The sequence below is a fragment of the Pseudoalteromonas aurantia 208 genome (genome assembly GCF_014858725.1).
In the GTDB taxonomy this organism is placed as follows: Bacteria; Pseudomonadota; Gammaproteobacteria; order Enterobacterales; family Alteromonadaceae; genus Pseudoalteromonas; species Pseudoalteromonas aurantia.
In genome coordinates, this window is record NZ_AQGV01000009.1 from 247,938 (window position 1) to 273,928 (window position 25,991).

The 25,991-nt window shown below is 42.1% G+C and carries 33 protein-coding genes; 10 read left to right on the forward strand and 23 right to left on the reverse strand.

Going from position 1 to position 25,991, the window contains the following annotated elements:
- The first annotated feature begins 477 nt into the window (after positions 1–477).
- The 8 genes from PAUR_RS01075 (at position 478) to PAUR_RS01110 (ending at position 5,377) form a co-directional block, all read left to right on the forward strand.
- Entirely contained in the window at positions 478–744 is a 267-nt protein-coding gene (locus PAUR_RS01075) for a helix-turn-helix domain-containing protein (protein WP_192505992.1), read from the forward strand.
- A 223-nt stretch (positions 745–967) separates the two neighbouring features.
- Positions 968–1,573 carry a hypothetical protein gene (locus tag PAUR_RS01080; RefSeq protein ID WP_192505993.1) on the forward strand — a complete coding sequence of 202 codons (606 nt, stop codon included), beginning with the start codon at positions 968–970 and terminating at the stop codon, positions 1,571–1,573.
- A gap of 442 nt (positions 1,574–2,015) precedes the next feature.
- Positions 2,016–2,840 (forward strand): helix-turn-helix domain-containing protein, encoded by an 825-nt coding sequence (locus PAUR_RS01085; protein WP_192505994.1) that lies wholly within the window; start codon positions 2,016–2,018, stop codon positions 2,838–2,840.
- A gap of 410 nt (positions 2,841–3,250) precedes the next feature.
- Positions 3,251–3,583, forward strand: coding sequence for a hypothetical protein (locus PAUR_RS01090; RefSeq protein ID WP_192505995.1), 333 nt, complete (start codon positions 3,251–3,253; stop codon positions 3,581–3,583).
- Between the two features lies 1 nt (position 3,584).
- Entirely contained in the window at positions 3,585–3,869 is a 285-nt protein-coding gene (locus tag PAUR_RS01095; RefSeq protein WP_192505996.1) for a helix-turn-helix transcriptional regulator, read from the forward strand.
- 406 nt (positions 3,870–4,275) lie between these two features.
- Positions 4,276–4,455, forward strand: a complete 180-nt coding sequence (locus PAUR_RS01100) for a hypothetical protein (RefSeq protein ID WP_192505997.1) — start codon at positions 4,276–4,278, stop codon at positions 4,453–4,455.
- Between the two features lie 107 nt (positions 4,456–4,562).
- Positions 4,563–5,021, forward strand: coding sequence for a cyclic nucleotide-binding domain-containing protein (locus PAUR_RS01105; RefSeq protein ID WP_192505998.1), 459 nt, complete (start codon positions 4,563–4,565; stop codon positions 5,019–5,021).
- Positions 5,022–5,206: 185 nt separating this feature from the next.
- Positions 5,207–5,377: a hypothetical protein gene (locus PAUR_RS01110; protein ID WP_192505999.1), complete on the forward strand. Its 171-nt coding sequence runs from the start codon at positions 5,207–5,209 to the stop codon at positions 5,375–5,377.
- 145 nt (positions 5,378–5,522) lie between these two features.
- On the opposite strand, the gene PAUR_RS01115 is transcribed toward PAUR_RS01110, so the two are convergent.
- From PAUR_RS01115 to PAUR_RS01220, 22 genes are all read right to left on the reverse strand, one after another.
- On the reverse strand, positions 5,523–6,764 hold the full coding sequence (locus tag PAUR_RS01115) for a cysteine desulfurase-like protein (protein ID WP_192506076.1): 1,242 nt from the start codon (positions 6,762–6,764) through the stop codon (positions 5,523–5,525).
- 10 nt (positions 6,765–6,774) lie between these two features.
- Positions 6,775–7,407: a 2OG-Fe dioxygenase family protein gene (locus PAUR_RS01120; protein ID WP_192506000.1), complete on the reverse strand. Its 633-nt coding sequence runs from the start codon at positions 7,405–7,407 to the stop codon at positions 6,775–6,777.
- 220 nt (positions 7,408–7,627) lie between these two features.
- Entirely contained in the window at positions 7,628–10,225 is a 2,598-nt protein-coding gene (acnB, locus tag PAUR_RS01125) for a bifunctional aconitate hydratase 2/2-methylisocitrate dehydratase (protein WP_192506001.1), read from the reverse strand.
- A gap of 503 nt (positions 10,226–10,728) precedes the next feature.
- The gene (gene rplQ / locus PAUR_RS01130) at positions 10,729–11,127 is read right to left on the reverse strand and encodes a 50S ribosomal protein L17 (protein ID WP_192506002.1); all 399 of its coding nucleotides are present in this window, start codon (positions 11,125–11,127) and stop codon (positions 10,729–10,731) included.
- 39 nt (positions 11,128–11,166) lie between these two features.
- A complete protein-coding gene (locus tag PAUR_RS01135) occupies positions 11,167–12,153 on the reverse strand; it encodes a DNA-directed RNA polymerase subunit alpha (RefSeq protein ID WP_192506003.1) in 987 nt (328 codons plus the stop codon).
- A 24-nt stretch (positions 12,154–12,177) separates the two neighbouring features.
- Positions 12,178–12,798 carry a 30S ribosomal protein S4 gene (gene rpsD / locus PAUR_RS01140; protein WP_119861573.1) on the reverse strand — a complete coding sequence of 207 codons (621 nt, stop codon included), beginning with the start codon at positions 12,796–12,798 and terminating at the stop codon, positions 12,178–12,180.
- Between the two features lie 21 nt (positions 12,799–12,819).
- Positions 12,820–13,206 (reverse strand): 30S ribosomal protein S11, encoded by a 387-nt coding sequence (gene rpsK / locus PAUR_RS01145; protein ID WP_010363724.1) that lies wholly within the window; start codon positions 13,204–13,206, stop codon positions 12,820–12,822.
- Positions 13,207–13,219: 13 nt separating this feature from the next.
- Positions 13,220–13,576 (reverse strand): 30S ribosomal protein S13, encoded by a 357-nt coding sequence (gene rpsM / locus PAUR_RS01150; RefSeq protein WP_010363725.1) that lies wholly within the window; start codon positions 13,574–13,576, stop codon positions 13,220–13,222.
- Between the two features lie 127 nt (positions 13,577–13,703).
- A complete protein-coding gene (gene rpmJ, locus PAUR_RS01155; RefSeq protein WP_002959476.1) occupies positions 13,704–13,817 on the reverse strand; it encodes a 50S ribosomal protein L36 in 114 nt (37 codons plus the stop codon).
- 23 nt (positions 13,818–13,840) lie between these two features.
- The gene (secY, locus tag PAUR_RS01160; protein ID WP_192506004.1) at positions 13,841–15,169 is read right to left on the reverse strand and encodes a preprotein translocase subunit SecY; all 1,329 of its coding nucleotides are present in this window, start codon (positions 15,167–15,169) and stop codon (positions 13,841–13,843) included.
- A gap of 11 nt (positions 15,170–15,180) precedes the next feature.
- Positions 15,181–15,615: a 50S ribosomal protein L15 gene (rplO, locus tag PAUR_RS01165; RefSeq protein WP_192506005.1), complete on the reverse strand. Its 435-nt coding sequence runs from the start codon at positions 15,613–15,615 to the stop codon at positions 15,181–15,183.
- Positions 15,616–15,620: 5 nt separating this feature from the next.
- Positions 15,621–15,803 (reverse strand): 50S ribosomal protein L30, encoded by a 183-nt coding sequence (gene rpmD / locus PAUR_RS01170; RefSeq protein ID WP_016710201.1) that lies wholly within the window; start codon positions 15,801–15,803, stop codon positions 15,621–15,623.
- A gap of 6 nt (positions 15,804–15,809) precedes the next feature.
- Positions 15,810–16,316: a 30S ribosomal protein S5 gene (rpsE, locus tag PAUR_RS01175; protein WP_010363754.1), complete on the reverse strand. Its 507-nt coding sequence runs from the start codon at positions 16,314–16,316 to the stop codon at positions 15,810–15,812.
- Positions 16,317–16,325: 9 nt separating this feature from the next.
- Positions 16,326–16,676 (reverse strand): 50S ribosomal protein L18, encoded by a 351-nt coding sequence (gene rplR, locus PAUR_RS01180; RefSeq protein ID WP_010363756.1) that lies wholly within the window; start codon positions 16,674–16,676, stop codon positions 16,326–16,328.
- A gap of 9 nt (positions 16,677–16,685) precedes the next feature.
- The gene (rplF, locus tag PAUR_RS01185; protein WP_010363759.1) at positions 16,686–17,216 is read right to left on the reverse strand and encodes a 50S ribosomal protein L6; all 531 of its coding nucleotides are present in this window, start codon (positions 17,214–17,216) and stop codon (positions 16,686–16,688) included.
- Between the two features lie 13 nt (positions 17,217–17,229).
- Positions 17,230–17,622: a 30S ribosomal protein S8 gene (gene rpsH, locus PAUR_RS01190; protein WP_138593396.1), complete on the reverse strand. Its 393-nt coding sequence runs from the start codon at positions 17,620–17,622 to the stop codon at positions 17,230–17,232.
- A 21-nt stretch (positions 17,623–17,643) separates the two neighbouring features.
- Positions 17,644–17,949 (reverse strand): 30S ribosomal protein S14, encoded by a 306-nt coding sequence (gene rpsN, locus PAUR_RS01195; protein ID WP_010363762.1) that lies wholly within the window; start codon positions 17,947–17,949, stop codon positions 17,644–17,646.
- A gap of 10 nt (positions 17,950–17,959) precedes the next feature.
- On the reverse strand, positions 17,960–18,499 hold the full coding sequence (gene rplE, locus PAUR_RS01200; protein ID WP_192506006.1) for a 50S ribosomal protein L5: 540 nt from the start codon (positions 18,497–18,499) through the stop codon (positions 17,960–17,962).
- A gap of 15 nt (positions 18,500–18,514) precedes the next feature.
- On the reverse strand, positions 18,515–18,829 hold the full coding sequence (rplX, locus tag PAUR_RS01205; RefSeq protein WP_138593398.1) for a 50S ribosomal protein L24: 315 nt from the start codon (positions 18,827–18,829) through the stop codon (positions 18,515–18,517).
- Between the two features lie 10 nt (positions 18,830–18,839).
- A complete protein-coding gene (rplN, locus tag PAUR_RS01210; RefSeq protein ID WP_010363768.1) occupies positions 18,840–19,208 on the reverse strand; it encodes a 50S ribosomal protein L14 in 369 nt (122 codons plus the stop codon).
- Positions 19,209–19,762: 554 nt separating this feature from the next.
- Positions 19,763–20,581 (reverse strand): phytanoyl-CoA dioxygenase family protein, encoded by an 819-nt coding sequence (locus tag PAUR_RS01215; RefSeq protein ID WP_192506007.1) that lies wholly within the window; start codon positions 20,579–20,581, stop codon positions 19,763–19,765.
- Positions 20,582–20,671: 90 nt separating this feature from the next.
- Positions 20,672–22,624 (reverse strand): AsmA family protein, encoded by a 1,953-nt coding sequence (locus PAUR_RS01220; protein ID WP_192506008.1) that lies wholly within the window; start codon positions 22,622–22,624, stop codon positions 20,672–20,674.
- Positions 22,625–22,941: 317 nt separating this feature from the next.
- Here PAUR_RS01220 and PAUR_RS01225 point away from each other — a divergent pair, with 317 nt between their 5' ends.
- Both PAUR_RS01225 and PAUR_RS01230 read left to right on the forward strand, forming a co-directional pair.
- On the forward strand, positions 22,942–24,108 hold the full coding sequence (locus PAUR_RS01225; protein ID WP_192506009.1) for a hypothetical protein: 1,167 nt from the start codon (positions 22,942–22,944) through the stop codon (positions 24,106–24,108).
- A gap of 265 nt (positions 24,109–24,373) precedes the next feature.
- Positions 24,374–25,045 carry a TorF family putative porin gene (locus PAUR_RS01230; protein ID WP_192506010.1) on the forward strand — a complete coding sequence of 224 codons (672 nt, stop codon included), beginning with the start codon at positions 24,374–24,376 and terminating at the stop codon, positions 25,043–25,045.
- 58 nt (positions 25,046–25,103) lie between these two features.
- Here the strand turns inward: PAUR_RS01230 and PAUR_RS01235 are convergent, their stop codons facing one another.
- Entirely contained in the window at positions 25,104–25,991 is an 888-nt protein-coding gene (locus PAUR_RS01235; RefSeq protein ID WP_192506077.1) for an aldo/keto reductase, read from the reverse strand.

Genomic DNA, 25,991 nt, shown 5'->3' on the forward strand with positions numbered 1-25,991 from the left:
TAAAACAACAAGCCTATGAACATTAATCGCATCGAAGCGGTAATGAAAAAACAAATCGTTCTGTTTGAATTAATGGGGAGGACATATCTTATTTCCATATAAAATAGTTGTTGCAGTGAATTCCTTGCCTAGGTTTTCCGTATGGTAAGAAATTCGGTATAGTATGATTTAAATCGCACTTTCCCAGTGGCCCTTATAATATATGCATTAAAGGAACAGGGCAAATTAATGTAGCCAAGCTATCATGCCCCAAAGTCAATGACTCAAACCCCACCAAACTCTGTCAACGGATGTAAACATGATGTTTACATTTTAGACGTTTCGAAATATTATGTATACCGAAGTCCTAATACAGTTAAACGCGCAATATTTCGCTGCTTTTCGCTGATACACTCCTTACCTTGAAGCATTCATTGTTAACAGTGTGTATGTGCATATATGGAACAACTTCTCCCCTAAAAAAATAAGGATAAGGATGTGATAGATGGTGATGACCTAAGGGCGATGAGAGTCAATGCAGGCATTTCTCAAGACACCATGGCTAAGAAACTTAAGTGTGATAGAAAAACCGTCATCAACTATGAGTTAGGTGTGAGTGATATTCGCTCTAAACAGCTTTTCATGTGGCTGGTATATTGTAAGATAGACTCAGGATCCTTGTTAAACGAAATTAAGCAGATCCGTGATCAAGTCAATCGTACAAAAAACCCAAGCTTACAGGATGAAGAAAAATGCAAAAAATAAGTCTACTTAAAACTCTTAGCGCTATGAATTTTTTAATAAAGGGAAATGGACTGCGTACGGAAAAGCTTGCAGGCGATCAAAGTTTCAATAAACTCGAGCTAGAATCCTGTATATTTGTGAATGCAGGTACTTTAGCTATAAAAATACCAAGAGCCGTGTCAGCTGGTCCTGATTATATCCCCATCCTCCCCATTACTCCGATAAAAGATTCACAAGGATAGATATGAAACTCTCAAACCTAATTTTGCTAAGCATAGCCTCAATAGGATTCTTTTACATTCAACTTTGGGAGCAACAATTAGTTACTCCTATTTATTTGTCGCTATTAGGTGTTGGTGCTGTTTATGGTCTGTATGTAAAAGATATCAATATGACTCATATTACTGGCTTTATTTTAGTTATCACTCTCATAAATCGAGCTATTTTTGAAACTAGTCTGATAAATTATATGACACCAGAAGAAGACCCTGTGCTGCAAGGTCTATTCATATACGGTACTCAATTCTTATTTAGCTTTATTGTGGCCTTAGTACTAATTTTCAGAGTACAACTGTCACGCCTACTGTCCAAATCCAAAAGTATCGCTTTGACGCATTTCGATGGCATATTCCATTGGTTGTACATATACACTTCGGTGATTTACCTGCTCGCTCTTTTAGAAAATATCGCATGGTCTTACTTTAACATGAAATCTTGGACCTTAATTTATGATAACTTTGAAGGACTGATTTATGTTGCATGGGCACTCAGTTGCGGGGCCATAATAACCATGATGATCACCTCTACAAAATCAAACCATCATGATGAAAAAGAAGAAGCTATTTCTTAAAGAAGTTAAATAAATTGAGAAGACGCAATAGGCTATGATTTAGCCATGAATTAGCTGCGTCTTCAAATTTCTTTATACCGTCCGCGTTTTATACGGCTTTCTTTCTACAACTTTTTAGACAGATATCATTTTCAAGTTTTAAGTGCCCCAGCGCTTGTAGTGAGATTATAAACGGGTGGTTATTATAACCTCCCGACTTACTGCCTGTCCTAAAACCATTTCGTCAGTCACTCTCCTCCTCTAACAAAATAGAGTCACATTTACCCGGTACACTTGCTCTATTCAGCATTGAGCTATTGCATGTATTTTCAGTAAACACTCCTTGTATACAGCGTCGGTTTACAGGCCCTGTATTTCAAAATACCATGTTTATTAAAAATACTATGTTCATTAAAAATATGATGGCCATTAAAAATACGTCGCTCATTAAAAAAGGAAAAATATGATAGATGGTGATGACTTAAGAGCGATGCGCATCAATGCCGGTATTTCACAACAAGGCATGTCGAAAAAGCTCAAATGTGACAGAAAAACCATTCACAACTATGAAATTGGTGTGAGTGATATCCCCTCTTCACGATTATTCCAATGGCTTACCTTTTGCAAACTCGATTTATCAATATTATTAAACCAAGTGAAAGCAGTACGTGGCGAAGCAAGTAAAAATGGTCAGTCGAAGCTGCTAGACATCATGTCAGTGATATTACTATTTAGCCCGTTATGGAATGAAACAGTTGTCACCCCGCTTTACCTGTTGCTGCTCAGTGCTTGTGTCATATATGGCGTATATAAGAAAAACATAAATATTACCCACATTGCTGGGTTTATCTTTATTCTAACTGCTATTTCCTATATCACCTTTGAAACTGGCCTAATAAATAATGTCACGCCCAGCGACAATAAATTACTGCAAGGTACTCTTATTTATGGCTTTCAACTATTAGTGAGTTTTACAACTGTATGTATACTTGTGTTTAGAGTACAACTCTCTCGACTCATATCTAAATCAAACAATGTCGCCTTAACGCACTTTGATGGCATATTCCATTGGCTTTACATTTACGCTTCTGTGATTTACTTGCTAGGGCTGCTGGAGAACGTTGCATGGTCCCATTTCGAACTGAAATCTTGGACGCTCATCTACGATAACTTTGAAGGATTGATTTATATTGGCTGGGCGCTCTGTTGTGGTGCATTACTGGCGATGATGATTAGCTCGACAAACTCAAACTGTTGTAACGATAAACAAACGACTGGCAATGAATAACCGAGGGCTATAAGTAAAAAAGGGGGATCAATTAAGTCACGCTTTCTGCTGCTCAGCGCTGGTTTAAACGGCGCTGATTTAAACCGCTTTGGCTTACGTTTGCTTGCCTTAAAAAGTATGATTTCAAAAGTATGGTTTTATGGCCGTGACATTCAATGTACTTCATTTCATCCGCTTGTAAACGAGCTTACCCATTATGTGCAACCGCATGAAAAAGCCTTTGCTCTCTACGCAACTACAATGACGTGGTTTTACCCGCAAAAACTCACGAGTAGTTGCACTATTTTCTTTATATTTCATCATTTTGTAACGTTATTTGTGATTTCGTCGGATTTTATTTTTCGATGAGGAGATTTTTCCACACCGAATAACACAATATATTAACACCAACACATAATTAGCTAAATAATATGTCAATACAATGCTTTAACATGGATATCGAAGCGAATACCCCGACTATTAACGGATTTAATAGCACTATCAATACGGCCAGTACAGTGCTTATGTGCCGACTTGATACGCATATTTCTTGTACAGAACGTCAACCACTGCGTGACTTGTTCATAAATACGCATAATACGCGATATAACCGTGCTTATAACGCACTACACAACAAGTTGTACACCCTTTGCTTACAAACTAGCCTAAGTGCATTTGCCATGCTGCGCTTTTTAGCTGGGTCCTCTGACGCACTTAAAGCAAACCCTCAGAGTGCTTCCCTTTACTCATCGGTCGAGGTGTAACATGAAAAACAACTCTAAAAAAAGACAAACCAAAATAAACCGATTTGAAAAAGAACTACAAAAGTCGATTCGCAATTTACGTAAAACCAAAGGGCTTACTCAAAAGCAGCTGGGTAATATGTTAGGTGTCGACCAAGCCACCATCAGCAATTTTGAAAGTGGTAAAACCGTGATGAGTATTACTCAGGTCTATGAGATGTTGCTTATTTTTGGTAGTGATTTTTCAAGCCCGAATATCGCGCAATTACTGGGAAATAATCAGGCTGGTGCAGCACTGGTTGCTTAAATGATATAAGCCGTAAACAGAGTAGCCCCTTCTGACTTATCGAGTTTACTGGGGCTCTGCTATAAAATGACAGACAACTTTGACTGGCATTTATCGCTACTGTAATAATGCTCTATCAATATTTCTTGCCCAATTGCTTATACTCTCTGGCTTAACGACCTCTGACTTAGCGACCTCTGACAACGACCTCTTGTAACAACAATGCGCACTATCTATTAAAACCCCCTATTAGAACATTTATTAGTATGCCCTTTTATTCACCTTGAGTTAAAAACACATTGTGTTACACATAATGTGTACCCACTGTATGAATTAAACTTGATTGAAAAACGTACAGCCATTGCGTAATTTATTTATACCGATTCGTTCGGTACAACATAAAAATACAACACGTAAAGGAATTAACATGAAAATAAAACTCAACAAGAAGTCACTAAAGCAACTAGATAATAGCCAACATACACTTGCTAAAGAGTTAACCCCGCAAGCCGCTGGTGGACAATATGCATCATCGCCATATAACGCGGGTTGCATGAGTTACCAAGGGTTAACCTGTCCTACTTCTCCGTATGATCCTGGCTGCTAATTATAAGTGCGCTAAGCCATACCCGTGTATGGCTTTTTAAAATACATTGATCCATTGATAAAAACCCGCCACTATTTACCCTATGTTACGTCTGTTATGCCATAAGCATGAAATTACTTGAAAATGTTCCACTGTTAAAGCAACTTGAGATCATCAATCGACTCAACTTTTTTAATGAATTTACCTTGTCTGAGCGGCAGGTGTTACTCGAGTCATTCAGTCGTTTATATTTAGTGCATGAAAAGCATCATGCCTTTAAACGCTTTGAGCTCGATAACCGCTTGTTTATTGTATTAAGTGGCGAGTTTATAATTTTCAAAAAAAGTCAGTTACTTGAATTAGGTCGTGTAGGCCCGGGGGAGTTTATTGGTGAAGGCGCATTTATTTGCCATAAAGAGCACTCTACCAGTGCCAAAGCACTCAAAGACAGTATTTTATTGGCCATTACCCCAGAAGCCATGACACGCCTACCCAATGTGATTAGAGAGAAAGTAAAAGACAAAATCATCGAAGGCATGAGTGCACGTATTAGTACTTTAAGTAACTTTATTGAAGATAATATTTAGCCTGTTTATCCTTTTCTTACATGGGTTTTAATACTTTGAGATATAAAACCCTTGTATGAGCATCAAAAATAACCCCGTTAAGTGCCATTAAAATCACCATTGTATTTATCTGTATAAATATTATTCACTTTACATGCATAGTGCACATGGTTAAATTTTGTACTCCACAATTAAAGGAATACAACATGAAACTCGTACTAAAGAAAAAAAATATGAAAGATTTAAAACATAATGCAAAAACATTACCGGCGGAATTAACGCCTAATGTAGCAGGTGCAGGCGACTATACGTTACCTGTATGGAAGTGTATGAGCTATTTAGGCTGTATTAGCAATAACCCACGCTTTGGCTGTTAATTTAACCATTTAATATTTAAATAACCAAAGATAAAAATTGAGCACTAAAATGCTTAAAATGTTTTAGCGCTCAACTTTTGGCTAACTTATAGCCTGTAGTATACCGAATTATTAATCGGCTATTTACCCGCTCTGTCTCAGCACATTATGGGCGATTAAATAAGGCCGTAAACGCACTAAACAATATTTCTAGTTCATCGATCGTATTGTAATGCATACACCCAATACGCACGACGCCGCCTTTATCCATTACACCCAACTGCTCACATAAGCCCTGTGCATAAAAGTTGCCATCCCACACACACATGTGCTGCTTACCTAAAAACTCTGAGACGTCTCTTGGGGCAATGCCTTCAAAGGTCAGTGCAAAGGTAGGCGTACGCTCAGCCAACCGCGTTAGGTCGCTTATGCCAAATAACGTAATGTCTGGAAACTCGGCCAAGCGCGTTAAAAAGTATTCACTTAATGCCATTTCATGTTGTTTGGTGTTTGCAAATGCTTCACTCAAACGCTGACGGCGAGGCGTTGTTTCAGGTAACGCGCTCAAGCTCGCTAGGTAGTCAATGGCTGCAACGACTCCTGCTAGGCCTTCAAAGCTCTGCGTCCCCGTCTCCCAACGACCAGGAATAATATCTTTGGCTGGCTCCACTTTATAAGGGGTAAAGCCTTCCAAATGCTCGCGTTTACCATACACAATACCCACATGTGGGCCAAAAAACTTATAGGCTGAACACGCTAGGAAGTCGCAGTTTAGCGCTTGCACATCAATGAGCTCATGTGGTGCATAATGCACCGCATCAACGTACACGAGCGCACCAACTTGATGAGCCAATTCAACAATGTGCTTAATGTTGTTAATAGACCCAGTGGTATTTGATGCGTAAGTGACCGCAACTAACTTAGTGTTACTATTAAGCAGCTGTTTATACTGGGCTAAATCAAGGGTGCAGTCAGCGTCATTCACTTGTAGTGCATGAACTGTTGCGCCTTTATCCTCTGCCGCTTGACGCCAAGACGATACATTCGAGAAGTGATCGGCGTTGGTGACAATAATTTCATCGCTTGCTTGCCATTCTCTTGAAATAGCACGACTGAAGCTAAAAGTTAAGCTGGTCATATTGGCACCAAACACGATCTGCTCTTGGCTGGGTGCATTGAGTAAATCAGCCACGGCTTGGCGCGCATTACTTAGTAGGTCAACGGTTTTTTCACTAGAGAAAAACGCCCCGCCTAAGTTAGAGTTGTAATACCCTAAATACGCCGACATGGCACTCAATACCGACTGAGGTACTTGCGAGCCACCTGGGCCATCTAAAAAAATCGGCGATTGGCCGTTTACTTGCTGCATTAATGCCGGAAATTGGCGTCGTAGTTTAGTTAGTTCCATCATTCACTCGTTATGCGGTAAATACAAAACAATCTAAATAACCGACTTCATCAGCATTTAGTTTATTCATTGGTGTTGCGTTGTGCCACACTTCACGGTCGTTGATCAAAGCAAACAACCCGTCTTTTATTTCCATTTTAAAACAAGGTTCAACATCTTTGTTTTCATACACCAATAATTCGCCGCCAGCGATATTTTCATGAGACACACCACATACACACACATGATCGAAACCATCTTGGTGAATACCTTCTGGTGCAGGGGGCGTATCGCTTTCAATAGCAAGCATGCGGAACTGGTGCACTTCAATATCACGCTCTTCAGCAATACCTGTCATCGCTCTAAATTCACTGAGCAAATGTTTAAAACCTGTACTTTGCAATAAGCTGTCTTCTAGGTTTTCGTATACTCGCTCGACATTACCCTGAAAAGTGTTAATGGCATCGTCTTGCACAAATGCTTTGGCTGGCTGAAGTGACACTTCATCTTGAACAAATTTAACCACAGAGTAACGGCGTTTCCTAAATGCACCATCGGCATAGGGGTTACTCGGTAATTGATTAAATGAGGGCTTCACTGCGTTGATATGCGCTTGTTGGATGAAACGTAGTTGAAGCAAATTCTGATTGTTTACTGCGGTCATTTTGCGCTCGCCTATTGATGAGAAATTGGCGATAATTCTAAGCGAATAGAAAATAAATACTGTCTAATTTACCTATTAAATTGCCAGCAAAACGCAACAACAAACCAATAATTGAATTATTTTTAGATATTTATTTCATATTATTTTAATGCTTTGATTACGGTGTTTCACCCACAAAAAAGCCGGCAATACAGCCGGCTTTTTTCAATGCATATAATGATCACACAGCTTGTTGAATGATCACATCATCGGCTTTTTTAGTGTACTGTGGCATTTTATGAAAGTTAAGGTAACGATAGGTATCAGCTGCCGTTGCGTTAATTTTCTCTGCGTATTCTTGATATTCCGCTGTTGTTGGTAGTCTACCAATAATGGCAGCCACTGCAGCCAGCTCAGCGGATGCTAAAAATACATTTGCGCCCGTACCCAAGCGATTCGGGAAGTTACGTGTTGAAGTTGATACAACCGTTGCTTTGTCGGCAACGCGTGCCTGGTTACCCATACACAATGAACACCCCGGCGTTTCTATTCGCGCGCCAACACGGCCAAAAATACCATAGTAGCCTTCATCGGTAAGTTGGTCTTTGTCCATTTTGGTCGGTGGTGCAACCCAAAGCTGTGTTGGTAAACGACCGCCATAGTTATCCAATAACTTACCCGCTGCGCGGAAGTGACCTATATTGGTCATACATGAACCAATAAAGACCTCATCAATGCTTTGCCCTTGTACGGTTGAAAGCAAACGCGCATCGTCAGGGTCATTTGGCGCGCATAAAATAGGCTCGTTAATATCAGCTAAATCAATCTCAATAATATGGGCATAGTCGGCATCGGCATCGGCTTCCATTAACTCTGGGTTAGCTAACCATTCTTGCATTTTAGTAATACGGCGCTCGATGGTTCGTACATCACCATAGCTTTCTGCAATCATCCACTTAAGCATAACAATGTTTGAGTTAAGGTATTCAGCGATTGACTCTTTAGAAAGCTTAACCGCACACCCTGCTGCAGAACGCTCAGCAGATGCGTCAGACAGTTCAAAGGCTTGCTCAACGGTTAAATGCTCAACCCCCTCAATCTCAAGTACTCGGCCTGAGAACTCATTGACTTTGCCTTTTTTCTCAACCGTTAATAACCCTTGCTTAATACCATAATACGGTATGGCATGGACTAAATCGCGTAGCGTGATCCCCGGCTGCATTTCCCCTTTGAAGCGTACCAAAATAGACTCTGGCATATCCAATGGCATAACCCCAGTTGCAGCTGCAAATGCGACTGCGCCCGACCCCGCAGGGAACGAAATCCCGAGCGGGAACCGCGTATGTGAATCGCCGCCAGTCCCCACTGTGTCTGGTAATAGCATACGATTCAACCAAGAGTGAATAACACCGTCACCCGGACGTAATGAAACACCACCACGGTTCATAATGAAATCAGGCAAAGTATGATGTGTATTCACATCAATTGGCTTCGGATAAGCAGACGTATGGCAGAAAGACTGCATGGTTAAATCTGCCGAGAAGCCTAAACAAGCTAAGTCTTTAAGCTCATCACGCGTCATAGGGCCTGTTGTATCTTGAGAACCAACAGTGGTCATTTTTGGTTCACAATATTGGCCAGGACGTATGCCTTCTACACCGCAGGCTTTACCCACCATTTTTTGCGCTAACGTAAAGCCTTTATTTGATACTTCAGCAGCGGCAGGCTTACGGAAGATAGTTTCAGCTTCTAAGCCCAAAGAGGTACGCGCTTTATCTGTTAAGCCTCTGCCTATGATCAAAGGAATACGGCCACCGGCACGTACTTCATCTAGGATCACATCTGACTTAAATGCAAAGGTAGAAAGTACTTCATCGCTACCATGGCGCTTAACCACCCCTTCATAAGGGAAAATATCGATTTGGTCGCCCATGTGTAAGTTTTCAACAGGCAGCTCAATCGGTAATGCACCAGAGTCTTCCATTGTGTTGAAAAAGATAGGTGCGATTTTTCCACCTAAACAAACCCCACCAACCCGTTTGTTTGGCACAAATGGAATATCATCCCCCATAAACCATAACACCGAGTTGGTGGCCGACTTACGTGATGAACCAGTACCAACTACATCACCTACGTACGCCAGTGGTAAGCCTTTTTTCTTCAAGTCTTCTAACTGTGAAATAGGGCCAATTTCGCCCGATTTCTCTGGATTAATACCTTCTCGCTCAATTTTCAGCATCGCCAAAGCATGCAGCGGAATATCGGGACGAGACCATGCATCTGGTGCGGGTGACAAATCATCCGTATTGGTTTCGCCGGTTACTTTAAATACCGTGACGGAAATCTTTTCTGCAACTGCTGGTTTATCAGTAAACCACTGTGCGTTTGCCCAAGACTCAATAACTTGTTGAGCGTATGTATTACCCGCTTTGGCTTTTTCTTCTACATCGTAAAAAGCATCAAACATTAACAATGTGTGCGACAGACCTTTTACTGCAATTGGCGCCAACGCGTCGTCATCAAGCAGCTCAATCATCGGGGCAATATTATAGCCGCCTAACATTGAGCCGAGTAACTCAGCTCCATACTCTTTACTGATCAGCGGTGATTGTGTATTGCCTTTAGCAACCGCTGCGAGAAAACCCGCTTTAATATAAGCAGCATCATCTACACCAGGCGGTACACGGTTAACTAGTAAGTCTAAGATGAACTCTTCTTCACCTGCGTTCGGTGTTTTGACGAGTTCGATTAAGTCTGCGGTTTGCTGTGCATCTAATGGCTTAGGGACGATACCCTGAGCGGCACGCTCTTCTACATGTTGACGATATTCTTGAAGCACAATTTTACCCTCTTGATGACGTAAATTGGCGCAGTGTTTGTGGAAATCCTAAACCTGTCGCCTTATATTCTTTAAGGTAATTATAAGGCCTTTGCATATCGATGAGAATAACGCAACTGGAACAAGCACTTATACTCATTATAAATACAATGAATGGGGATGGGTAGACATCTCTATTTTCATGAATATTTGTTAATTAGTAATCATTCGTAACTAAACCTAGCAAGATTTTGATTTTTATATTTTTTATGTGCTTTCCAAGTTTTACACACAAAGCAAACACTATAACTCTTAGCCAGCATTTCTACGCGTAAAAGGCAGGTATTAAAAGACCGTAAAGGTAAAACAATCCATGCTAAAAAGTAATCTGAACTTTATCTTCTTGATGTTATGAGCGTTATTATGAAAAAGTGTGAGATATAGCGAGTATATGTGAAATGACCAAAAATAAAATACAAAAAAGCCGAGCTATTGCTCGGCTTTTTTAGTGTCTTCTACAAGACTTACTCTGCAGACTGCGCGTCTTCTTGAGCTTCTTCCGCCACAGGGCGACCTAGAAGTTCAACATAAGCCATTGGTGCATTATCACCAGCACGGAAGCCACACTTAAGAATACGAGTGTAACCACCTGGACGGCCTTCGAAACGAGGACCAATTTCGCTGAATAACTTACCAACTACTTCATTATCACGCGTGCGAGCAAACGCTAAACGACGGTTTGCTACACTGTCAGTCTTAGCCAGTGTGATTAAAGGTTCAATTACACGGCGTAACTCTTTCGCTTTAGGCACAGTTGTTTTGATGATTTCGTGCTTCACCAATGAACTAGCCATATTGCTGAACATCGCTTTACGATGGCTGCTGTTACGGTTTAATTGACGACCACTCTTACGATGGCGCATGACCCTATCCTTCTAACTAAACTAATATAGTAACTTAGCTTATTCAGCTAAGCTTGCCGGAGGCCAATTTTCTAGGCGCATGCCTAGAGAAAGACCACGTGAAGCCAGTACATCTTTTATTTCAGTCAAAGACTTCTTACCAAGATTTGGCGTTTTCAGAAGCTCGACTTCAGTACGCTGTACTAAGTCACCGATATATTGAATTTGCTCGGCTTTCAGACAGTTTGCTGAACGTACTGTTAGCTCAAGATCATCAACTGGACGAAGCAAAATAGGATCGAATTCTGGCTTCTCTTCTTTCTCTTCTGGTTCAGAAACATCACGTAAATCTACGAATGCATCTAATTGCTCAGCTAAGATAGTAGACGCACGGCGGATCGCTTCTTCAGGATCTAAAGTGCCGTTTGTTTCCATATCAATGATTAACTTGTCTAAATCTGTACGTTGCTCAACACGGGCTGATTCAACCGAGTACGCAATACGTTCAACCGGGCTGAATGATGCATCTAGCAACAGACGACCGATTGGACGCTCATCGTCATCAGAGGATAAACGACTTGACGCTGGCACATAACCACGACCACGTTCAACACGAATACGCATGCTGATCTCGCTGTTATTGGCCGTTAAATGGCAAATAACGTGATCTGGGTTGGCGATTGTTACATCTCCATCGTGCTGAATGTCTGCCGCTGTCACAGGGCCTACACCAGATTTTGTCAGGGTAAGAAAAACTTCATCTTTACCTTCTAGAGATACAGCTAAACCTTTAAGGTTTAACAAAATTTCAATGATGTCTTCTTGTACGCCTTCTTTCGCGCTGTACTCATGCAATACACCATCAATTTCAACTTCAGTTACTGCACATCCTGGCATAGACGAAAGTAGTATACGGCGTAAAGCGTTACCCAGAGTGTGACCAAAGCCACGCTCAAGTGGTTCTAAAACAACTTTAGAACGCGTTGGGTTGATAGCGTCGATATCGACTAATCTTGGCTTTAGGAACTCAGTTACAGAACCCTGCATTTTATCCTCTCTTAACTCTTAACTTTACTTCGAGTAAAGTTCGACGATTAATTGTTCGTTAATGTCCGCAGACAGATCAGAACGCTCTGGTAGGCGCTTGAAGCTACCTTCCAATGTCTTACCGTCAACTTCAACCCAAGTAGGCTTTTCACGTTGCTCAGCCAACTCTAGAGCTGCAATGATACGTGCTTGCTTTTTAGACTTCTCACGAATTACAACAGTATCTTCTGGAGTAACTACGAATGAAGGAATATTTACAACACGACCATTAACCATTACCGATTTGTGGCTTACTAGCTGACGTGCTTCAGCACGTGTGCTTGCAAAACCCATACGGTAAACTACGTTATCTAAACGTTGCTCTAAAAGTTGTAATAGGTTTTCACCAGTATTACCTTTTAGGCGAGCAGCATCTTTGTAGTAATTACGGAATTGCTTTTCAAGTACACCGTAGATACGACGAACTTTTTGCTTCTCACGTAACTGTAAACCATAATCTGATAGACGACCTTTACGTGCGCCATGCTGACCAGGTGCTGTCTCAAGTTTACACTTTGAGTCGATTGCTCTCACGCCGCTCTTAAGGAACAGGTCAGTACCTTCACGACGACTCAGCTTGAGCTTAGGGCCCAAATATCTTGCCATGTTCTTTCTCCTAACCTATTGTTATACGCGACGTTTCTTCGGTGGACGACAACCATTGTGTGGAATTGGCGTCACGTCAGTGATGTTTGTGATACGGTAACCAGCAGCATTCAAAGCACGAACAGCAGACTCACGGCCTGGACCTGGTCCTTTAATGAATACTTCTAGGTTCTTAAGACCGTACTCTTGAGCAGCAGTACCTGCACGTTCTGCAGCAACCTGTGCAGCGAACGGAGTAGACTTACGTGAACCACGGAAACCAGAACCACCTGCAGTCGCCCAAGAAAGAGCATTACCTTGACGGTCAGTGATGGTTACAATCGTGTTGTTGAATGATGCATGAACGTGTGCCATACCATCAACAACTTGCTTTTTAACCTTTTTACGACGAATTGGTGCTTTAGCCATAACTTACCTCACCTTATCTTTTGATAGGCTTGCGAGGACCCTTACGAGTACGCGCGTTAGTCTTAGTACGTTGACCACGAAGTGGTAACGAACGACGATGACGTAAGCCACGGAAACAACCAAGGTCCATAAGACGCTTGATGTTTAAAGTCACTTCACGACGAAGATCACCTTCAACAGTGTACTTACCTACTTCTTCACGAAGTACGTCAAGTGTTTCGTCTGAAAGCTCACCGATTTTAGTATTTTCGGCGATACCAGTCGCTGCTAAGATAGCCTTAGAGCGAGTTTTACCTACACCATAGATAGCAGTTAAACCGATTACTGCATGCTTATGATCAGGGACGTTAATGCCAGCGATACGGGCCACTAACACATCTCCTATATTTCGATTCGATTCCCATCTGTTTGAAAAGCCCGTAAGGATACTCAAACGAAGACCGAACCACATTTAAAAACACAGGCTAAGTATTATTACTTAGCCTGCATGAGTTTTACTAGCCTTGCCTTTGCTTATGCTTAGGCTCACTGCATATCACTCGTACTACACCAGCACGTTTGATAACTTTACAGTTACGGCAGATTTTCTTAACGGAAGCACGTACTTTCATTGCTCAACTCCGTGAAAATAACCCTAGCGGCCGTAGCCTTTAAGGTTTGCTTTTTTAAGCACAGAATCATATTGATGAGACATCATATGAGTTTGTACTTGTGCCATGAAGTCCATGATCACAACAACGATAATCAAAATTGATGTACCGCCGAAGTAGAATGGCGTTTGCCATGCCATGGTCATAAACTCGGGCACCAGACAGATAAAGGTTATATACAAAGCACCTGCCAATGTCAGGCGTGTCATCACTTTATCAATGTATTTAGATGTCTGCTCACCGGGACGAATTCCTGGGATAAAAGCGCCAGATTTTTTCAGGTTATCTGCTGTCTCACGCGGGTTAAATACCAACGCAGTGTAGAAGAAGCAGAAGAAGATAATAGCCGCGGCTAATACCATCGCATACAGAGGCTGACCAGGAGTCAACACTGCAGAGATAGCTTGTAGCACATCAGCGACCGGACCTTCACCTTGGCCGAACCAGCTTGCTATAGTACCAGGGAACAGAATTATACTGCTAGCAAAGATTGGTGGAATAACACCCGCCATGTTTACTTTCAGTGGTAAATGCGTACTTTGAGCAGCAAATACCTGACGACCTTGTTGACGCTTTGCATAATTAACGACAATACGACGTTGACCACGTTCAAAGAACACAACAAGATAAGTAACAGCGAATACGATTACCGCAATCAATAGCAGTGCTAAAACATGCAAATCACCTTGGCGCGCCATTTCAGCTGTCGAACCAATCGCAGACGGCAGGTTAGCTACAATACCAACAAATATCAGAACTGAGATACCGTTACCGATACCACGTTCTGTAATTTGTTCACCCAGCCACATAAGGAACATAGTACCAGTTACTAAACTCACCACTGCGGTGAAGTAGAAACCGAAACCTGGATTAACAACTAATCCGTCCATCATGCTTGGTAAGCCAGTAGCTATACCAATTGACTGGAATGTAGCAAGCACGAGCGTGCCATAACGCGTATATTGACTGATCTTCTTACGACCTTGTTCACCTTCTTTCTTAAGCTCTATCATCGCAGGATGTATGTGCGTTAATAGCTGCATAATAATCGAAGCCGAAATATAAGGCATAATACCGAGTGCCAATACCGAAGCTCGCTCAAGCGCACCACCGCTAAACATGTTGAACATCTCAACAATGGTGCCCTTTTGTTGCTCGAAGAATTCGGCAAGTACAGCGGCGTCAATCCCAGGGATCGGCACAAATGAACCCAAACGGTATATAATGATAGCACCCAATACAAAGAGTAATCGACGCTTCAGTTCCGCAAGCCCACTTTGTGCACTTTGCATATCTTGACCTGGTTTAGCCATTTTGTACTTCCTTAGTCTTCTACCTTGCCTCCGGCAGCTTCAATAGCTTCGCGAGCACCTTTAGAAGCCTTAAGGCCTTTAACGGTAACAGCGCGTGAAACATCGCCAGATTTAACAACTTTAACGAACAAAACGTTCTTTTTAACTAGACCAGCTGCCTGTAGCGCGCTTAGGTCTACCACATCGCCTTCAACTTTAGCGATTTCGTACAAGTTTACTTCTGCAGATACTAAAGATTTGCGTGAAGTGAAACCGAACTTAGGTAGACGACGTTGCATAGGCATTTGACCGCCTTCGAAACCAACGCGTACTTTACCGCCAGAACGTGACTTTTGACCTTTGTGACCACGACCACCAGTCTTACCAAGACCAGAACCGATACCACGACCAACACGTTTAGCAGCAGTTTTTGAACCTGCAGCAGGAGAAAGTGTATTCAAATGCATTCGAATTACCCCTCAACCTTAACCATGTATGAAACTTGGTTGATCATACCACGTACACATGCTGTGTCTTCCAACTCAACAGTGTGATTGATACGACGTAAACCAAGGCCACGTAAAGTCGCTTTATGCTTCGGTAAACGACCGATAGAGCTCTTTACTTGTGTAACTTTTACAGTTTTATTAGCCATGGTTAATTACCCCTGAATCTGTTCAACAGTCAAACCACGTTTTGCAGCAATACCCTCTGGAGAATTCATGTTCTCTAGAGCTGAAATTGTTGCACGAACAACGTTGATTGGGTTAGTTGAACCGTAACATTTAGAAAGAACGTTCTGTACACCCGTTACTTCTAATACTGCACGCATTGCGCCACCTGCGATGATACCAGTACCTTCAGATGCTGGTTTCATGAACACTTGTGAACCTGCGTGACGACCCTTGATAGGGTGTTGCAGTGTGTTACCGTTAAGATCAACGTTGATCATGTTACGACGCGCTTTTTCCATTGCTTTTTGAATAGCAGCTGGTACTTCACGTGCTTTACCGTAACCAAAACCTACTTTACCTGCGCCGTCACCAACTACTGTTAGTGCAGTGAAGCTAAAGATACGACCACCTTTAACTACTTTAGACACACGGTTCACCGCAATTAGCTTTTCAGCTAAATCAGGCTGTTGTTGCTTTGCTTCTACGTTAGCCATTGTCTACTCCTAGAATTGCAAACCGGCTTCACGCGCAGCATCAGCTAGCGCCTTCACACGGCCGTGATATTTAAAGCCACTGCGATCAAAAGCTAGCTTTGCTATGCCTTTGTCAGCTGCACGTTCAGCAACCGCTTTACCTACAGCTTGTGCTGCAGCCACGTTGCTTGTACCTGTAACTGTTTCGCTAATTGCTTTCTCAACAGTAGAAGCAGCAGCCAGTACAGTACCCTCAGCATTAACAACCTGAGCGTAAATGTGACGTGGCGTGCGGTGGATAACAAGACGCGTTGTGCCTTGTTCAATAAAATTTCTACGTGTGCGTTTAGCACGACGTAGACGAGCTGTTTTTTTATCCATCGTCTTACCTTACTTCTTCTTGGCTTCTTTACGACGCACATGTTCGTCTGCATAGCGAACACCTTTACCTTTATAAGGTTCTGGTGCACGGTATGCGCGAATGTTAGCAGCTGTTTGACCAACAACTTGCTTATCTGCGCCCTTAACAAGAATCTCAGTTTGGCTTGGAGTTTCAATCGTGATACCCGCTGGGATCTCGAAATTAACTGGGTGTGAAAAGCCAAGAGTTAAGTCTAATACTTTACCCTTAACTGCCGCACGATAACCAACACCGATTAACTGAAGTTTCTTCTCATAACCTTCATTCGTACCAACAATCATGTTGTTGATAAGTGCACGAGCAGTACCTGCTTGTGCCCATGCGTTCGCAACTTCACGAGGTGTAGTTGTGATCACGTTATCAGTAAGAGTTACTTCAACAGCGTTGTTAATAGTACGAGTCAACTCACCGTTTTTGCCTTTAACTGTGATGTCCTGGCCTTTAATTGTAACTTCTACACCGGCAGGAACTGAAATTGGAGCCTTCGCTATACGAGACATTGTTCCCCTCCGATTAAGCTACAAAGCCAATGATTTCACCACCAACACCAGCACTACGTGCGGCACGGTCTGTCATCAAGCCTTGAGAAGTTGATACGATAGCGATACCTAGACCACCCATTACCTTCGGTAACGCGTCACGTTTCTTATAGATACGTAGACCTGGGCGACTAACACGCTGGATGTTTTCAATAACAGCTTTACCTTCGAAATATTTTAATTCGATAGTCAATTCTGCTTTTACGTCACTAGATACAGCGAAGTCAGTAATGTAACCTTCGTCTTTAAGTACCTTTGCAACTGCTACTTTCAGCTTTGAAGTAGGCATTGCAACAGCAACCTTCTTCGCAGTCTGACCGTTACGGATACGTGTGAACAAATCCGCAATAGGATCTTGCAAGCTCATTGTCTTACTCCCGTGATTCTATTACCAAGAAGCCTTTTTAAGGCCAGGAATTTCACCGCGCATAGCTGCTTCGCGAACTTTAATACGGCTCATGCCGAATTTACGAAGGAAACCATGTGGGCGGCCCGTAATGTTACAACGATTACGTTGACGTGCAGGGCTAGAATCACGCGGTAGAGCTTGTAGCTTTAATACCGCATCCCAACGATCATCTTCTGATGCATTTACATCAGAAATGATAGCTTTTAGTGCCGCACGCTTTTCAGCGAACTGAGCAACTAATTTAGTGCGCTTTGCTTCGCGCGCTTTCATAGAATTCTTTGCCATAACCCTACCCTTATTTCTTAAATGGGAAGTTAAACGCTTCTAACAACGCACGGCCTTCCTCATCAGTTTTCGCAGAAGTTGTGATTGTGATATCCATACCGCGAACACGGTCTACTTTATCATAATCGATTTCTGGGAAGATGATTTGCTCACGTACGCCCATAGAGTAGTTACCACGTCCGTCAAAAGACTTAGCACTTACACCGCGGAAGTCACGAATACGAGGCATTGCAATTGAGACTAAACGCTCAAAGAAATCCCACATACGCTCGCCACGTAGGGTTACTTTACAACCAATTGGGTAGCCTTCACGAATCTTGAAGCCAGCTACTGACTTACGTGCTTTCGTGATAAGCGCTTTCTGACCAGAGATTGATTCTAGATCTTTTACTGCATTTTCTAGAATTTTCTTGTCAGCTAGGGCTTCGCCCACACCCATGTTTAATGTGATCTTTTCGATCTGAGGGACTTGCATAACAGAGCTGAAACCGAACTTCTCTTGAAGTTCAACTACTACTTTGTCTTTATATACTTCATGCAGTTTCGCCATCGTCTACTCCAACTATTAGATAGTTTTACCAGTAGATTTGAAGATACGTAATTTCTTACCGTCTTCAATCTTGAAACCTACACGATCCGCTTTACCAGTTTCCTGGTTGAAGATCGCAACGTTTGATACGTCGATTGACGCTTCTTTCTCAACAATACCACCAGCTTGTTGCAACTGCGGAACAGGCTTTTGGTGCTTCTTGATTAAGTTAATGCCTTCGACAAATACTCGACCAGCTTCAGTTACAACTGAAAGCACTTTTCCGCGCTTACCTTTGTCTTTACCGGCTAGTATAATTACTTCGTCATCACGACGGATTTTTGCTGCCATGATAGATTCCTTATAGTACTTCTGGGGCTAGTGAAACGATCTTCATGAACTTTTCAGTACGCAGTTCACGAGTCACAGGGCCGAAGATACGAGTACCAACAGGCTGTAAGCTATCATTTAAGATAACAGCCGCATTGCTATCGAAACGGATCAAAGAACCGTCCGGACGACGAACGCCTTTTCTAGTACGCACAACTACCGCGTTTTTAACATCACCTTTCTTCACTTTACCGCGAGGAATAGCTTCTTTAACAGAAACTTTAATGATGTCACCAATCGCTGCATAGCGACGGTGCGAACCACCAAGGACTTTTATACACTGCACTTTGCGAGCGCCGCTGTTATCAGCAACGTCCAGCTGAGTTTGCATTTGGATCATCTGAATGAGCTCCGGTGTAGTTTTAACACGCTTTAATTTGTTTAAAATCAAAGCACTTCGATTAAATACCACTCAAAAAACAATTACATTGTCGTTCAAGGGCGGGCAATTGTACCAGCAAAGTGCTAGGTTGGATAGCTCAATTTTTAATTAATTTACGTATTCCACCGAGTTTCGCTGAGTACTTTTCTGATATGAGGACAAGGGGTTAGTTTTTCAAGATAGAAATTCAAACACACTCAACAGGTTAAGTTTTAACCAGCTATTTTGCATTTTATAAAAAAACTGTATTTAACTACTCAATTTAGTTACTCGACGCCCAACCTCTTCATTATTTGCAACAATGCCAGCAAACATTTTTAACGTGAGCTTTATACGTAGAGCAAAGCTCTTACAGATAAACTCCACCAATTACCACCGAGATTGACCGCCACTTTTTTGCGCTACTGTCTGATGTTGCCATTCGTGATTTTAATACCCCCCGTTATTTCCCCTAGTTAACGGGCCATTTTATGTCGTGTATCTTCCTATTCAATAACCCTTATTGGGGGCGCTCAAAACTTAAAGCAATACTCAGCAGGTTCTATACGCAGTTGCTCTTGATAAAAGTCTGTTGGCAGTACAATGGCATTTGAGTCATTACCAGTGGCCTTCAATTTAAGCTGTTCCATCAATTTGACTCTTTGATTAAGCCAATGCTCACTAAAGCGTGGATTGTTTTTTAAATGAGACACTGCCCTAAACTCAAAATAAATCGTTCGCCGAAGGTCATTCGTTAATTGCTTGTCTGAGCCATGCACAGTATTAACATGGTGAATAACCACATCTCCCGCCTTTACCGCTATATTTTGACTTGCCACAGAGCCCTGCTCCACTGCCTCTTTGAATTCACATACACTGTGTGCTTGCACCTGTGAACCAGGGATCACTTTTAATGCCCCTTGCTCTGCGAGTGAATCATCTAAATAAATCCCCATTGTCACAATCCTTTCATCTGATCTCACAGCCATGTCTCTATGCCAGTCAAATGACTCTGTGTTAATAGGGTCCTTGATCACAAGCGACTCATAAACGGGTAATACGGGTTCGCCAATCAATGCTTCAGCCACGTTGAGTACATTTAAATGGGTCAGCAAAGATGCAAAGTGTGCTTGATATCTAAATAAGTCATTAATACGAGATATTGATAGCTGCCCGCTTTGTTTATACACGGCAATATTGTTGAGGTCTTTTCCTTGCATAGCCATCACTTTCGCATCAAATAGCAGTTGCTGTGCGTAGACTTGAAGTTGTGCTAACAACGCTGCTTCAATGCCTTGCTCAATGACGATATAGCCTTGCTGAGAAAATTCATTTTGCCACTGTTGTTTCATATCTAAATATACCTTTTATTTTTATTCATATATGAAATAAAGGGCCGGTAAATCGGCCCTTTATTTAATACGCACTCTATATGTAACCGATTATCCCCCAAAAAGGCCTTTGAATTTATCTTTCAATTTATCCTTTAATTTGTCTTTCACGGTATCTTTTGCGGCACTACTTATATCTATATTGACATCCACCTGATGAAAAGGCCCTTTAATGCGCAGCGGCACTTTAAAGCCGGTGCTTTTATCCGCACTGGCTTGCCCTTCAACAGTATCGACAATACCGGTTACCAAACGATAATTAACATAAGTTTTAGGTAAATCCACATCACCAGAACCACTGATCCGTATGAGCGGACTCGCTAAGCTCAAATCATTGTTATGGCCAACACCGTTTTTGAATACAAAGCTGCCGGTTAATGCTGAGAAATCGGTTTTCTGTTGCGGATCATAGTCGGCATTTAAACCGTCTTTCAATGATGAGAAGTCACCTTTAAGCATCTCTTTGGCTTTACGAGTCATTTCAGCAATATTGGCGCCTTTAACCCCCCCATCTTTAAAGCTAAACGCCATCTTACCCGCAAGTGCTGAAACGAATTGCTTTTGACTTTGTCCGTGAGTTGTTAAGTTCCAATCGATACTGCCTTTGCCCAATACTTTATCAAAGCCAACGGCATCGGTAAGTAAAGGTTCCGCATTGATGTTTTTTAACGCAAAATTTGTTGCGACTTTATAAGGACTGGCTGTTGCATCCACTTTCACAGTGCCTTTACCGCTCCCTTCATACGCGTTGAACTCATCTAGACCTAGTTGCACAACGCTATTTTTGAGTCGCAATGAAAATTGATTCTTGCCCAACGTAATATCGTGGGCTTTTAAACCCGTAGAACGCACCACAACGTGCGCATTAAGTTGCCCCAATGCCGATAAATCAATTGGGGAGTCATCCCACACTATGGGCTCACTTGGTGTTTGAGTTTCGGCTTTTTCTGAGGTTTTTCGCTCTACTGGTTCAGGAAGGTAAGGATTTAAATCTAACATGCCTAAATCAATATTGGCGTTAATATCCGGTTTTTCCCCCAGTACAATTTTGCTTTGGCCTTTGATTTCTAACTCATCAAGTTTGGCAACCAAAGACTTCAGCGTAAACGTATTGCCAACAAACGACATACTTCCAGCAACACTAAATTGATTAAACGCGTTGTCTTTAGCTGATAACGCCATGTTTTGCCATTGAGTTATCGCTTTAACTGAGTCGCCAGCAAGGGTTAATTCGCCTTGAATGTTTTTACCTTGCTGCGCAATGACACCGTCGAACTCAACATTTAGTAATTGCGAATCAAGGCGCTGCTGAACACTGAACGTTTCTCCAACAATGGCCTTAGCGGGTGTATCAACCACCGAAGTCAATTCAAATTTCTGTGCTTGATAAGTAATTGCACCATTGATTGTCAATGCTTTATACAAAGACGGCAACTGAATACTTAAGTCAAGCTCATCGACGCGATGTTGTGCGCCGCTTTGGCCATCAATGTAAGCAATTGAGCCACCATAAATGGCCACTTCACCAAGACTGATATCAAAGCCGTTGGGTAATGACACAGCTGAGGCCGTTTGTGCATTTGGTTCTTGTGCAGTAACAGGACTATTTGGTTGGGTCGGAAATAGCTGCCAGTTGGGCAGGCCTTGTTTATCAGTTTCTAGCGTTATTGTTGGGTTATTAATAACAAAACGCTCTAATTTAGCCTCGCCTGATAGTAACGAAAGCCAAGGAATATGCACTGATAATTGCTCCATAGCGAGCATATGTTCGGTACTTCCCGATGGCATATTTGCAAAACGCACATTATTTAAGGTGATATTTAAGCTGGGCAATATCGATACCGTGCTATCACCCGCTATTTGCAAAGTCCTACCGGTTGTCGACTCAACTTGCTGTGATATTTCGTCAATAATCGTCTGTGTTGGTATCAAAAATGGCGCAGCGACTGCCGCCCCCACCACTACGACAACCAGGCCGCCAACAACTTTAACTACTGCGTTCATACCTTTCCCTATAAATCTGATTTGCGCTATGTCTATATAGTAGCCTTGCTACGCTATAAAATCATCAATGAGTTTGTGAGAGAATGTAGTCCAGTGCGCAAATCAATGTGATTGAAAAACAAGTATTTCATCTTATAAACACATGCCTAAACGCACTCATTACCTAACAACACCCCAATTTGCTGGCACAATTATCTATTTCGGTGATTGTAACTTTCACATTCTTCGGTATGATCCACGGCCTTGTCTGTTTAGCTCACTATTGGCTAAACTATTATGATTAAAATGTATGCATATGTGTGGAGGCTCTCGCCAATATGAAGAAGTTGCTTATTTCCCCATCAAAAATGGCTCTAGGTGAACAAGAAAGTCAGATTTACCAAAATATTTTAAAACAGGCCACCGAGATAAGCTTAAACCTCATGGCTGTTAAAGTTGAGCAACACCCAGAAGACTTTTTAAGTTGGTGTTATGAGCTATATGATATTGCTAAAAATCGTATCAACTTTGATTTGCTAGATGATCATCAGTTGCCTACAGTCAAAAAGCTTCAAGACTTATTAGGATCAGCCATCAGCTTTTTACAACTGAAAACGTTGCGTGTCACTCCATGGCCTGTACTGACCGGTTTCGTAACACAACATAGCGATGTGCTCGCACTTGAAGAACAACTCAAACTCACCGACTACATTGCAAACTTACGTGCAACACCATTGAAAGAAATGATTGTAGAAGACCGTTTAGCCTTTAGTGGTAAACATGCTGCTTCACTTGATCCTAGCATTTATAATTTTGATGTGGAGTGGTTTGCTTCAACTAAAAATGCCAAAGGCTTCCACCAATTGTTTGCAGATTTCCCTGGCGAGTTTGATACTGCACTCGCATACATTCCACTTGAAGGTGCGGTCAGTGAGCAAGATTATCAGCAATTTATGGTTGCCTATCTAACCGCCTTTGCTAACAGTGACGAAAAACCAACTCTGGCACCAGCTACCCGCTTACTTGCGATGCGCCGCCCTGATGTATTTACACCCATCACCAATGCGAAACTAGACGCTTTATGTTCTTCTTTAGGGATCACTAAACTAAACAATCGTGATTTTGAGCGCTATTGGACAGACATTGTTATGACAATTCACGCTATGCCTTGGTTTACTATGACCTCACCTGCAGATGAATTTGAGCAGCAGCTTGCCAGTATCAAAGCGTTGATCCCTTGTTGGTTTTATCATGCAGACAAAGAAACCGCCAATCAGTCTAACTACATAAAATTACTAAACAAGCCAGCACGCAGTGCAAGCTCAGGGACTAGAAAAGCAGTGCGTCGCGGTAAAGAGTCTGCCGAAATTCTAGTTGACCGAGCACTCAGTGATGAATCAATCCCTGAACATATTCGCGATAAACGTGACTCAATTGTGGCTGAAGTAGAAAAAGGCCGCAGTGTTGATGAGACCATCTCATTAATGCGTGCTATTTTTGGCTAACACGTCTGTGTGTGGCTCGCAATGAGCCATACACGCGCATTATGACTGTTAATAGAGCGATATCTGCATTGCGATATACCCGTGCAACTTTTCTTTCTTTGCACCACATTTGAGCAACTTTTTTACAACAACTTACCCCTTCACCCTAGCAAGAATAAAAAAATCAACTATACATCAATATATTGAACTAAAAATTCTTTGCTTTATTGCAACTGGCGCAACCATTGCAATATTCATGGCATCTCTAGCGCATTGAGGAATTACAATGAATAAACTACTACCACTAATCGTTGCATCATCATTTATGAGCGTTACTTCGTTTCACTCGATGGCCGAAGTGACCGCAAACGTCGCAGCCAGCTCGAATTACTTTTGGCGCGGTATAACACAAACCAAAGATGGCTCAGCAGTATCCGGCGGAATAGATTATAGCGACGACTCTGGGTTCTATGCAGGTACTTGGGTATCCAATGTCGACTTTGGCAATAAAACCAGTTATGAACTTGACCTATATGCTGGTTTCTCTGGCGAGCGAGGTCAATTTGGCTACGACGTAGGTTACATACACTATGCCTACCCTGATGCTGAGGGGAGCATCGATTTCGGAGAGCTATACGGCGCCTTAAGCTGGCAATGGTTGAGCTTTAAAGCAAGTTACTTAACGCATGCACAAGAAGACCAAAGTACGGAGGAAGAAATGCTGTATTTAGAGTTGGGCGCCAGTTTCACGATATTGAATGACACAGATCTGTCGTTCCATATTGGCCGCTCAAGTGGTGATACTGTTTTAGAGTGGACCAGTGAAGATGACGCTTATATGGACTATGGCGTCAGCGTCGCTAAAAATGGTTTTACCCTTGGCGTCGTCAAAACCGATTTAGATGCTGATGATGATGTCAAAGCCTATGTGAGCTATGGCCTCGACTTTGAGCTCTAGGTTCAAAATTCTTAATACATATTTTTAATTTAAAAAGGGCCCGTGAGCCCTTTTTTCTTTATGGCACACTGTGCCCTGTGGAAGCTTGCCATATTCGGTACCACTGCTCTCTATCCATGGATAAAGAAGCACTCTCTAGTGCCGCTTTAACCCGTGTGAGATTGCCGGTGCCAAGCACTATAGAAGGTTTACTGGGCAAAGTGGCCAGCCAGCAATAAACCACCTGATCGATTGACTTTGCCCCTATCTCCTGTGCGACCTTGCTTAATGTCGTCTGCAACCGTAACGCTTTTTCATCACGATTACTAAACAGTCTTCCTCCTGCCAATGGTGACCAGAGCATAGGATGTATCCTTAGCTGCTGACATTGATCGAGTGTGCCATCGTCTAGCCCCTTCATTTCATAGGGTGAGCATTCAATTTGATTGGTTACAAGTGGAAAATCACAGCGAGATTGCAGCATAGATAATTGAGTTGGGGTAAAGTTAGACACACCAAAATTCAAAACATCACCTTGACGCTTCAGTTGATTAAATGCCTTCGCCATTTCGTCAGCATCCATCAGGTAATCAGGTCGGTGGATCAGTAAAACATCTATTCTATCGGTATTAAAATGCTGTAAAGACTGTTCTACAGAAGCCATTATATGCGTATAACTTGAATCATAGTGATTTGCTTTACCTGTCAAACCGGTTTTAGCGATCGCCGGACGAATACCACATTTGGTAATAATCTTTATCTCATCTCGAATACTGGGCGCCAATTTTAATGCTGCACCAAATGCAGCCTCACACTCATATTGACCATAAATATCAGCATGATCTGTATGAGTTATGCCCAGTTCAATACATTCTTTCAAAAACGACACACATTGCTGATCAGACAGCTGCCAATCTAACAAACGCCAAAACCCCATTACTAAGGGGTCAATCACTCGAGAACTCAT

Bases quoted from the DNA above. Each gene is read 5' to 3' on its own strand.
- PAUR_RS01080 (WP_192505993.1), top strand. From the start codon at position 968: ATGAAACTCTCAAACCTAATTTTGCTAAGCATAGCCTCAATAGGATTC.
- PAUR_RS01085 (WP_192505994.1), top strand. From the start codon at position 2,016: ATGATAGATGGTGATGACTTAAGAGCGATGCGCATCAATGCCGGTATT.
- PAUR_RS01090 (WP_192505995.1), top strand. From the start codon at position 3,251: ATGTCAATACAATGCTTTAACATGGATATCGAAGCGAATACCCCGACT.
- PAUR_RS01095 (WP_192505996.1), top strand. From the start codon at position 3,585: ATGAAAAACAACTCTAAAAAAAGACAAACCAAAATAAACCGATTTGAA.
- PAUR_RS01100 (WP_192505997.1), top strand. From the start codon at position 4,276: ATGAAAATAAAACTCAACAAGAAGTCACTAAAGCAACTAGATAATAGC.
- PAUR_RS01105 (WP_192505998.1), top strand. From the start codon at position 4,563: ATGAAATTACTTGAAAATGTTCCACTGTTAAAGCAACTTGAGATCATC.
- PAUR_RS01110 (WP_192505999.1), top strand. From the start codon at position 5,207: ATGAAACTCGTACTAAAGAAAAAAAATATGAAAGATTTAAAACATAAT.
- PAUR_RS01115 (WP_192506076.1), bottom strand. From the start codon at position 6,764: ATGGAACTAACTAAACTACGACGCCAATTTCCGGCATTAATGCAGCAA.
- PAUR_RS01120 (WP_192506000.1), bottom strand. From the start codon at position 7,407: ATGACCGCAGTAAACAATCAGAATTTGCTTCAACTACGTTTCATCCAA.
- rplQ (WP_192506002.1), bottom strand. From the start codon at position 11,127: ATGCGCCATCGTAAGAGTGGTCGTCAATTAAACCGTAACAGCAGCCAT.
- PAUR_RS01135 (WP_192506003.1), bottom strand. From the start codon at position 12,153: ATGCAGGGTTCTGTAACTGAGTTCCTAAAGCCAAGATTAGTCGATATC.
- rpsD (WP_119861573.1), bottom strand. From the start codon at position 12,798: ATGGCAAGATATTTGGGCCCTAAGCTCAAGCTGAGTCGTCGTGAAGGT.
- rpsK (WP_010363724.1), bottom strand. From the start codon at position 13,206: ATGGCTAAAGCACCAATTCGTCGTAAAAAGGTTAAAAAGCAAGTTGTT.
- rpmJ (WP_002959476.1), bottom strand. From the start codon at position 13,817: ATGAAAGTACGTGCTTCCGTTAAGAAAATCTGCCGTAACTGTAAAGTT.
- secY (WP_192506004.1), bottom strand. From the start codon at position 15,169: ATGGCTAAACCAGGTCAAGATATGCAAAGTGCACAAAGTGGGCTTGCG.
- rplO (WP_192506005.1), bottom strand. From the start codon at position 15,615: ATGCATTTGAATACACTTTCTCCTGCTGCAGGTTCAAAAACTGCTGCT.
- rpmD (WP_016710201.1), bottom strand. From the start codon at position 15,803: ATGGCTAATAAAACTGTAAAAGTTACACAAGTAAAGAGCTCTATCGGT.
- rpsE (WP_010363754.1), bottom strand. From the start codon at position 16,316: ATGGCTAACGTAGAAGCAAAGCAACAACAGCCTGATTTAGCTGAAAAG.
- rplR (WP_010363756.1), bottom strand. From the start codon at position 16,676: ATGGATAAAAAAACAGCTCGTCTACGTCGTGCTAAACGCACACGTAGA.
- rplF (WP_010363759.1), bottom strand. From the start codon at position 17,216: ATGTCTCGTATAGCGAAGGCTCCAATTTCAGTTCCTGCCGGTGTAGAA.
- rpsH (WP_138593396.1), bottom strand. From the start codon at position 17,622: ATGAGCTTGCAAGATCCTATTGCGGATTTGTTCACACGTATCCGTAAC.
- rpsN (WP_010363762.1), bottom strand. From the start codon at position 17,949: ATGGCAAAGAATTCTATGAAAGCGCGCGAAGCAAAGCGCACTAAATTA.
- rplE (WP_192506006.1), bottom strand. From the start codon at position 18,499: ATGGCGAAACTGCATGAAGTATATAAAGACAAAGTAGTAGTTGAACTT.
- rplX (WP_138593398.1), bottom strand. From the start codon at position 18,829: ATGGCAGCAAAAATCCGTCGTGATGACGAAGTAATTATACTAGCCGGT.
- rplN (WP_010363768.1), bottom strand. From the start codon at position 19,208: ATGATCCAAATGCAAACTCAGCTGGACGTTGCTGATAACAGCGGCGCT.
- PAUR_RS01215 (WP_192506007.1), bottom strand. From the start codon at position 20,581: ATGAAACAACAGTGGCAAAATGAATTTTCTCAGCAAGGCTATATCGTC.
- PAUR_RS01220 (WP_192506008.1), bottom strand. From the start codon at position 22,624: ATGAACGCAGTAGTTAAAGTTGTTGGCGGCCTGGTTGTCGTAGTGGTG.
- PAUR_RS01225 (WP_192506009.1), top strand. From the start codon at position 22,942: ATGAAGAAGTTGCTTATTTCCCCATCAAAAATGGCTCTAGGTGAACAA.
- PAUR_RS01230 (WP_192506010.1), top strand. From the start codon at position 24,374: ATGAATAAACTACTACCACTAATCGTTGCATCATCATTTATGAGCGTT.
- PAUR_RS01235 (WP_192506077.1), bottom strand. From the start codon at position 25,991: ATGAGTTCTCGAGTGATTGACCCCTTAGTAATGGGGTTTTGGCGTTTG.